Source organism: Streptomyces sp. adm13(2018) (genome assembly GCF_008042145.1).
Lineage (GTDB): Bacteria > Actinomycetota > Actinomycetes > Streptomycetales > Streptomycetaceae > Streptomyces.
Window position 1 is genome coordinate 1 of record NZ_RDBH01000041.1, and the last position, 3,717, is coordinate 3,717.

The 3,717-nt window shown below is 72.3% G+C and carries 2 protein-coding genes and 4 pseudogenes; 4 read left to right on the forward strand and 2 right to left on the reverse strand.

The features are described from left to right. Positions 1–123, reverse strand: a pseudogene (locus tag EAO70_RS38790) (poly-gamma-glutamate biosynthesis protein PgsC/CapC); the annotation flags it as partial. 28 nt (positions 124–151) lie between these two features. Here EAO70_RS38790 and EAO70_RS03420 point away from each other — a divergent pair. The 4 genes and pseudogenes from EAO70_RS03420 to EAO70_RS03435 all read left to right on the forward strand — a co-directional run. Then, positions 152–628 (forward strand): annotated as a pseudogene (locus EAO70_RS03420) (poly-gamma-glutamate biosynthesis protein PgsC/CapC); the annotation flags it as partial. A 68-nt stretch (positions 629–696) separates the two neighbouring features. Beyond that, a pseudogene (locus EAO70_RS03425) lies at positions 697–933 on the forward strand (poly-gamma-glutamate biosynthesis protein PgsC/CapC); the annotation flags it as partial. A gap of 16 nt (positions 934–949) precedes the next feature. Continuing rightward, positions 950–2,029, forward strand: a complete 1,080-nt coding sequence (locus EAO70_RS03430) for a C40 family peptidase (RefSeq protein WP_148001545.1) — start codon at positions 950–952, stop codon at positions 2,027–2,029. 383 nt (positions 2,030–2,412) lie between these two features. Then, positions 2,413–3,111 carry a D-Ala-D-Ala carboxypeptidase family metallohydrolase gene (locus EAO70_RS03435; protein ID WP_148001546.1) on the forward strand — a complete coding sequence of 233 codons (699 nt, stop codon included), beginning with the start codon at positions 2,413–2,415 and terminating at the stop codon, positions 3,109–3,111. A gap of 60 nt (positions 3,112–3,171) precedes the next feature. Here EAO70_RS03435 and EAO70_RS03440 read toward each other — a convergent pair. Beyond that, positions 3,172–3,708 (reverse strand): annotated as a pseudogene (locus EAO70_RS03440) (pyridoxal-phosphate dependent enzyme); the annotation flags it as partial. Positions 3,709–3,717: the final 9 nt, after the last annotated feature.

Sequence of the window (3,717 nt, forward strand, 5' to 3'; positions counted from 1 at the left end):
CGTCGCCAGCAGGGTGGGCCCCTTGGGCTGGCGGACGAGCTGGTACGCGATGAGGCCGGGGACGATGAACCCGAGGGTCTGGTTGCCGTACAGGAGCGGGAACTCCAGCGAGTACGCGATGAGGCCGGGGACGATGAACCCGAGGGTCTGGTTGACCACCGCCGCCCTGACCCCCGAGATGGCCGCCCTGGGCATCGCCATCGGTCTGTTCTTCTCCCTGCTGTGCTACCTCACCACCAACCTCTCCCCCGGCGGCATGATCACGCCGGGCTGGCTCGCGCTCACCCTCATCGAGGACCTGCAGCGGGCGGCCATGGTCGTGGGGGTCACCGCCCTCACCTACGCGGGCACGAAGATCATGCAGCGGCTGGTGATCCTCTACGGCAAGCGGCTGTTCGCGGCGGTGGTCCTGCTGGGCGTGCTGCTGCAGGCCACGGTAATGATCGTGCTCTCGCTGGAGTTCCCGCTCCTGTACGGCAACCAGACCCTCGGGTTCATCGTCCCCGGCCTCATCGCGTACCAGCTCGTCCGCCAGCCCAAGGGGCCCACCCTGCTGGCGACGGCCTCCGTCTCCATGATGGCCTACATCGTCGTCGCCGCCGGCCTGCTGCTCGGCGTCATGCCCGCGACGGCCTCCGTCTCCATGATGGCCTACATCGTCGTCGCCGCCGGCCTGCTGCTCGGCGTCATGCCCGCGCGGCGGTGGTCCTGCTGGGCGTGCTGCTGCAGGCCACGGTAATGATCGTGCTCTCGCTGGAGTTCCCGCTCCTGTACGGCAACCAGACCCTCGGGTTCATCGTCCCCGGCCTCATCGCGTACCAGCTCGTCCGCCAGCCCAAGGGGCCCACCCTGCTGGCGACGGCCTCCGTCTCCATGATGGCCTACATCGTCGTCGCCGCCGGCCTGCTGCTCGGCGTCATGCCCGCCGCCTGAGAATCGAGGAACCACCATGGCTGGGAAGAAGAAGACCCGCCCGTTCGTCACGGGCCTCGTGGTCCTCGGGCTCGTCGGGACCTCCGGGTTCCTCACGCTCGAACTGCGCAAGCGGGACGACCAGGGCGTCACCGAGGTGCGGGACATCGGCGTGCTCGACGGGGCGGGCGGTAAGGCCGAGCCGTCCGCGACCAAGGGCGCGGAGCGGTGGACGCGGCACGAGAACCCGGCGCGGAGCGTGCTGCGGGGCGCGGACGGCCGGGTCGAGGCGGTGCTGACGGACGGGGCGCGCACAGCCAAGCTGACGGGCCCGGCACGGACGTTCGCCGAGCCCGCGTCCACGGCGTCCAAGGTGTCCACGACGGACTGGGTCCGGCTGATGCCCGAGCCCTGGGTCAAGGGCGCGGAGAAGCAGAAGTGGTTCAAGGAGTGGTACGCGGAGTTCGCCGGCAGCACGGAGGACGACCTCTTCGCGTTCGCGTACCAGTACGTGGCGGGGGCGCGGCAGCAGAAGGACGAGCAGGGCGTCGCCTTCGCGGGGGACGCGAACTTCGGGCCGCTGAACACCTCGGGCGCCGAGGGCGGCGACCTGCGGCTCGAACAGTCGGACTTCTACGACTACCTCGGCATCCCGTACCCGTTCCGGAACGGCTCGGTCGGCAAGCCCGACGCCCTGCGCGCCCGGTCCCTGGACTGCTCGGGCTACATGCGCATGGTGCTCGGCTACCGCGCGCGCTACCCGCTGAGGGCGACGGACGCGGGCGGGGACGGCCTGCCGCGCACCGCGAACGGCATGGCCCGGTCCAAGGAGGGCGTGAACGTGCTGCCGCTGGCCGGCATCCGGGAGGAGGACCGGCCGACGGCGATCGACCAGCTGCAGCCGGGCGACCTCGTCTTCTTCAAGCTCGACAAGCGGACCGGGCAGCGTCTGGACCACGTCGGCATGGTCCTCGGCCATGACACCGAGGGGCACCTGATCTTCATCTCCAGCCGCGAGGAGATCAACGGCCCGACCATCGGGGACGTCGGCGGAGTCTCGCGCCTCGACGGCAACGGCTACTACGCGAAGACGCTGCGGAGCGCGAAGCGGCTGTGAGGCGCGCCGGGACTCGGCTCCGCGGGCCGGCGCCGCGGGGCGCTCCCCTCGGGTGCCGCGAACCCGGAGCCTGATACGGCAAGCCCGGCGCCGGGTGTCTGGCGCCGGGCGCCGCGGGCCCGGCGCCAGATACGGCAAGCGCGGCGCCGGGCGGCGAGAGCCGGACACCGCGCGCCGCGGGCCCGGCGCCGCGCCCCGTTCATCCGCGTGTCATTGGTCCGACAAATGACGCCTGCTCCGGCGTGGTTGACGCGCGTCGACCGGCGCGTCAGTCTCGGGGGGACTCTCACCCCTGGGTCACCTCGGACCCATGAGGCCATGGAGGATCGATGTCCCGACGCCCCCTGCGTTCCCTGCCGTTGCGCCTGCTTCTCTCACTTGTCATGATCATGACTGCCTCGACGGCCGGAGTGCTCGCCACCGCCGGCACCGCCCAGGCCGACGGCTGTTACACCTGGTCCCGCACCCTCTCCCAGGGCGCCTCCGGCGCCGACGTCACGGCGTTGCAGATCCGGGTGGCCGGCTATCCCGGCTACGGCGGCGTGCTCGCGATCGACGGCGCGTACGGCCCCGGCACGGCGGCCGCGGTCAAGCGCTTCCAGGCCGCCTACGGGCTGGCCGCCGACGGCGTCGCCGGGCCCGCCACGTTCAGCAAGATCTACGCCCTCCAGGACGACGACTGCACCCCGGTCCACTTCTCCTACGCCGAACTCAACAACTGCAACAGCACCTGGGCCGGCGGGGCCGTGAGCGCGGCCACCGCCAAGTCCAACGCCCTGCGCACGATGTGGAAGCTGGAGGCCCTGCGGCACGCGCTCGGCGACCAGAGCATCCGCGTGACCAGCGGCTTCCGCAGCCACGCCTGCAACGACGCCGTCGGCGGCGCCGCGTCGAGCCGGCACCTCTACGGCGACGCCGCCGACCTCGGAGCCGGGCCGCACTCGCTGTGCCGGCTGGCCCAGCAGGCCCGTAACCACGGCTTCAACGGGATCCTCGGCCCGGGCTACCCGGGACACGGCGACCACGCCCACGTCGACCACCGCTCCGCCCGCTTCTGGTCGGCGTCGAGCTGCGGCATCTGACGCCGGCGGAGTTCCTCGTACGCGGGCCCCGGCGCGCGTACGAGGAAGGCCGTCGGGCCGTCAGCCGGCCGGTGCCGCGGCCGGGGTGCGGTTCCAGGCCATCCGCGACCAGGGCAGGGCCAGTTGGGACTGGTCGTCGACGTCCTGCGGCCTGAGGCGGTCGACGGGGGCCGCCTCGCGGTGCCGGGCGTAGACGGTGTCGGTGTAGCGGTGGCCCGTGTCTGCGGCGACGAAGAGGACGGTGCGTCCGGGGACGCGCTCGCGTTCGTGCCGGGCGGCGAGGTAGGCGGCGCCGGTCGACAGGCCCGCGAAGACGGCGTGCCGGCGCAGGAGGTCGACCGCGCCCGACAGGGCGGCGTCGAAGGAGATCCAGTGGAGGGTGTCGTACAGCTCGTGGGACACGTTGCCGAAGGGGATGGAGCTGCCGATGCCGGCGATGATGATCTCGGGGTCCGAGGTGTGCTGGGCGCCGAAGGTGAGACTGCCGTAGGGCTGGACGCCGACCAGTTCGACGTCGGCCGGCGCCCCCGCCGGGCGGCCCGAAGGACCGGGTGACGCGGCGCCCTCGGCGCCGCGCAGATAGCGGGCGAGGGCGCCGCGTCACCC

Bases quoted from the DNA above. Each gene is read 5' to 3' on its own strand.
- EAO70_RS03435 (WP_148001546.1), top strand. From the start codon at position 2,413: ATGATCATGACTGCCTCGACGGCCGGAGTGCTCGCCACCGCCGGCACC.
- EAO70_RS03430 (WP_148001545.1), top strand. From the start codon at position 950: ATGGCTGGGAAGAAGAAGACCCGCCCGTTCGTCACGGGCCTCGTGGTC.